The organism is Stieleria sp. (assembly GCF_041595215.1).
GTDB classification, from domain to species: domain Bacteria; phylum Planctomycetota; class Planctomycetia; order Pirellulales; family Pirellulaceae; genus Stieleria; species Stieleria magnilauensis.
Map to the genome: position 1 here is coordinate 1 of NZ_JBFHKV010000697.1, position 4,709 is coordinate 4,709.

Consider the following 4,709-nt stretch of genomic DNA (forward strand, 5'->3'; position numbering starts at 1 on the left):
TACGCCGCTTCGCTGATCGACTTGGACTGCTGACGATCTCCCTCCAGCCCCAACGCGGCCGCCGCCGGCATGGTGCGAATGTGCAGATCGCGTTGCGGGAAGGCGACTTCGATTCCCGCCCGGCGGAACGCTTGATCGATCTGGGTGTGCAGCTGATGAATCACTTCGAGCCGATTGTCCAGGGTCGGAAGGTAGGTCCGCAACGAGAGGTTCAATGCGTTGTCGCCGAACCCTTCAAAGGTCGCGATCGAAGGCGGATCGTCGAGAATCAGCGGGTGGTCGTTGGCCGTTTTGAGCAGGATCTCGCGGGCCCGCTCGGTGTCGGATCCATACGCCAGACCGACCTCGATCACGATTCGATTGACCTTGTCCGACAGCGTCCAGTTGAGCAACCGACCGGTGATGAATTCCTTGTTGGGAACGACGTATTCCTTGCGGTCCCAGTTGGTGATCGAGGTGGCTCGGATGCGGATCTTGGAGACCACGCCGGTGACATCATCGACCGTCACCACGTCGCCCACGCGGATCGGACGTTCCAGCAAGATGATCAAACCCGCCACGAAATTCGCAAACATCTCCTGCAACCCGAACGCCAATCCGAAGGTCAACGCCGTCGCCAGCCATTGGATTTGTGACCACTGCAGACCGATCGTCGAACAGGTCGCGATCGTCCCCGCCAGCACGATCGCATAGCTGACTAGGGTGGTGATCGCATAACGGACCGATTGATCGACCGGCAGCTGCTGCAGCACCGAGATTTCCAGCAAGCCCGGACCGTTTTTGGCCAACACGAACGTGACGAAGGCGAGCAGGATGGCCAATGCCAAGTCCGACGCCGTGACGACGTCGGTGGACTCGCCGGTCGCGTCCACGGTGTTCGCGGAGCTTTCCAACGCGTCTTGCCCGGGGACCAGTCCGACCGCCGGAACTGCCGCTGCGGCGACGGTCGGTGTCTTCGATCCGCCCCACAATTCGTATTTGTCCAGCATCCCAAGGGCAGGCAAGACCTGCACCCAAATGCACCACAGGCCGATGACCGATGCAGCGATCAACGCGCTGTTGACCAATCGTTGTGTTTGCAGACTGTGGGTCGAGATGTCACTTTCCGGCGTCGTGGTCACGATGCCGGCAACCGATTGACGCCCCTCGTCGTCTGTCCCCGACGAGGCCGCCGCGGCACGTTGACGTGATTGGGCGATGCTCAGCGAACGCCGACGCAGCATCAACATTCTCAGAAACATCGAACGCAACACCAACAAGACGGAGACGAACAGGGCGGTCGCAAAAACACGCCAGAACAGTACCTCGGCCGTGTAGTAATAACCAAACGTCGCCAATAGCCCCAACGTCACGGGAACGCTCGCCGCCGAAATCCCCCAGACGTACCGAAGCCGGCTGGCCCATTCAGATTTGTGGGTCGTCAGGTAATCACGCAGCACGCCGCCGGGACTGAGGATGCGATACAGGAACACCGCCAACACGATCATGCCAGCGATGTAGGCCAGTCGCTCGACCGAATTGCGACCGTGCGACGAATCGGTCACCGACAACAACCCGGTGACAAACATGATCGGCAACGCGAAACCCATCAGCTGGCGGAGTTCCCGGCGGACCGTGGTCGTCACACTGCGGCTCCAGCGAAAATGGTTTTCCGCCAACCCCAACGGCCGACAGACCTGGCGCAGACATTCCAGCGCCAACCAGATCGCGGCGACACCGAATAGCCCGCGCGAGACTCCCTTGATGAACAGGTCGCCGCCGTGGGAAGCATTCAGCCGCCAGCCGAGAAACACACACAGCAAGGGACCGGCCGCGGAAATGACGATCGTCAGCCCCAAGGTCAGTGCCGTCGGAACCATCGATTGGCAATTCGCCTTGTACGCAATCTCGCCGGCATGCTTGATCCGCCCCCGCATGCGTTTGCGGCGTACTGTCAACACGCCCATCACCGCTGCGGCCAACAGGTACAAGGGGAAACTCTTGCGCGCATCGGTGGCCAGGTGGGTTCCCAGACCCAACCATGCTTTGGCGTCCAGCAGCTGCTTGTCGGTCGTTTCGATCGCGAAGTCATCGGAGAGGAATCGTGCACTACGGATCCATAGCACGCGTTCGTCAATGTAGTTTTCGTACTCGGCGGTCAATGTGATGATCTGGCGGTCTTCGAAATCCAGCTCCACGAGTGCGTCGAAGTACTGGTTGCTGGTCCGGATCAATGCGTCCAGGTATTCCTGTTTTCGGGCCAGCAGTTCTTGGGCGGCCGACTTGAGCACCGTGATATCTCGACCGCTGGTCGGGTGCTTGATCATCTCGGCGATGCAGGATTCGGTGTCCGCGATCGCTTGACGTTCGTCGTCGTATTCAAACAGTTCGTATTGAGCGTCATTGATCAACGTCTGGCGGTTGGCCACTGCGGTCTTTCGCTGTCGAACGTCGGGCAAGGTGGAGCGTTGTTTGCGAAGCAAGGCGCCCACCGAGCTGGTCAAACCCACCAACTCCACTTTGTTCTTGGTGGTTTTGAATTGCTTGGCCAATCGCTCGTGGACTTCGGTGGACGCTTTCAGGTCTTGTTCGGCCGTCGCCAGTGAATCGGCGACCCGCTTGGCGCTTTCGGCCAACGCCTGGTTCTGCTGGGCAAACGCCCGCAGCGAGGGTGCCGCTTCGATCGCTTCGAGCTTTGCCTTGCGAACCGATTCGGCCGCGGCGAGCTCGCGTGCCGCCTTGATGCGAACCCCCAACGCCTCGAGACTCTTTTCGGTAAACATCACCTGCTTGGCTGCCAAATCCGATCGCAGCTGGACGATGCCGAGCGCTTCTTCGGCGTCATACTTGGCCAGTTCCGCTTCGAGCGTCGGGATCTCCATTTCCAGGACATGCTGGCTGGTCTCGGCGCGGACTTGTCGGGCCGTGGTCAGCGGCGTGGTCAACGCCGTCGGCTCGGTGGTGGCCTCGGGGAGCCGGTTGCGTCGCGTCTCTTCGAGTTTCTGTTGCAACTGCACCAACCGAGATCGAATTTCTTTGCGCCGCTGCGATCGGGTCTGGGATTCCGATTCGGCGGTCAGTCGGTTTTGTTTTTGCGTCGCCAGCTGAACCTCCAGCTGTGCCAGTTGCTGTTCCAGTTCGACCAATTTCAGCTGGGGGTCGATGGCCGGTTGCTTGGTTTTTAATTCCTCCAGTTTTCCGCGAATGCGTTCGGCTTTCGCGCCGGCGGCTTCCGCTTCGGCGGCAAACTCTTCTCGCTGACGGGTCAATTCTTGGGCCGCTTTCAAGTCCGCCAACGCGGCTCGATACGATTCCAAGACGGAGTTCCGGACGTCGGGGGGGAGCGTCGCGTCTTGGTCAACCGTTTGCAGCCGCTGGTTGATCTGCTCCACCGTCAACGTGGGGGACTGCGGACGCGATTCGGCCTGCGGTGGACCAACCGGGGTGCTGCCGTCGGCCGCCGGCACATCGAGCGCTACGGCCACTGCACAGCTGAGCGTCAACGCAAACAAAACCCGGCACTTGATCGAATGAGACAACAAAGCAGGCCTCCTGCCTGAATCGTGATGAGGAACGCGCGGCGGTCTGCCAAACCGCAGCGGTGACACTACGTGAGGAAGGCAGATCGCGGCAAGTCGTTTCGCGCGTCAATGACGCACTTCGAATCCTGGACGCTGTCGCTATGATGCGTGGACTGTCGCGAAACGCTGAATCAAGCACGCTGTTTTGACTCCCAGATCCCCCATGACGTCCGCCGAAATGCCGCTTGCCCCACCGACCCGTCGTCCGCTTTGCTTGCAATGCATGACCCTTCTGTTGGTCCTGGTTTCGTCATGGGCGTGTAACGGCCAGGATGCGACCCCAACAACTCCTGTCTCGCCGGTCGTCGCTTCGAACGGTCCCACCGCCGATTCGATTGATGCCGATTTGGCGGCACTTGAACTGAAGACGGATCTGGACGATGCAACCAAAGCTCGGCTGGCGGCGATGTTGCAACAGGCCAAAAAAACGTTGCAGCAGGGGCAAAGCCAGCAGGAATTGGCCAAACAGTACGCGCAGATGATTGGCGGTGTGGCGACGCGTCGAGCCGAGATACAAGCAAAACTGGATGCCTTGGCGAGCAGTGAACCCAAAATCGATCCCAATTTAAGCCTCGCCGATGCGACGCAAAATTTGGCCACGCTGAAAGCCGAACTTGCCGCCGCCAGCAAACAGGTGACGGACCTGACGGCCGAATCGGTGCGCCGGCGGACGCGGCTGACGGAAATTCCCAGCCAGTTGACCGATGCCGAACGCGAACGCACCGAGGTCTCCAAACAGCAATCCCAGCCGGCGCCGGTCAATGAATCTGCGATCGAGTCCCAGACGCGGAAAACGTTGTTGGCCACCCGGGCCGAAGAACTGTCCACCCGGATCGAGTCGCTTCAAAACGAGCAGGCGGCCTACACCGCGACGGTCGATCTGTTGCCGCTGGAGCGAAAACTGGCCGAAGCCAACGTCGCACAACTGCGTCGCCAGACCGAAATGCTACAGGCGGCGGTTTTGGAAATGCAAAAAGACCAGGTCCAGGCGACCGCCGCGAATTTGGAACAAACGGTCAACGCCGTGCCAAAAAGTCTGAAGAGTTTAGCCGAGGAAAACGTTGAACTTGCTGACATCCAAAAGCAGTTGATCGAGCAAGCCGCCCAAACGCAACAGAACTTGGTGGCGGTGCAAGCCGCGATTGACGA

At 59.9% G+C, this 4,709-nt stretch carries 2 protein-coding genes; one reads left to right on the forward strand and one right to left on the reverse strand.

All coding sequences use genetic code 11. From position 1 onward, the window contains the following. Nucleotides 1–3,518 (reverse strand): mechanosensitive ion channel domain-containing protein (locus ABX749_RS22675; RefSeq protein ID WP_372897990.1); only part of this gene is annotated, 3,518 nt, incomplete at its 3' end. A gap of 265 nt (nucleotides 3,519–3,783) precedes the next feature. Between ABX749_RS22675 and ABX749_RS22680 the strand changes: the two genes are divergently transcribed. Further along, the coding region (locus ABX749_RS22680) for a hypothetical protein (protein ID WP_372897991.1) at nucleotides 3,784–4,709 on the forward strand (926 nt) is incomplete at its 3' end.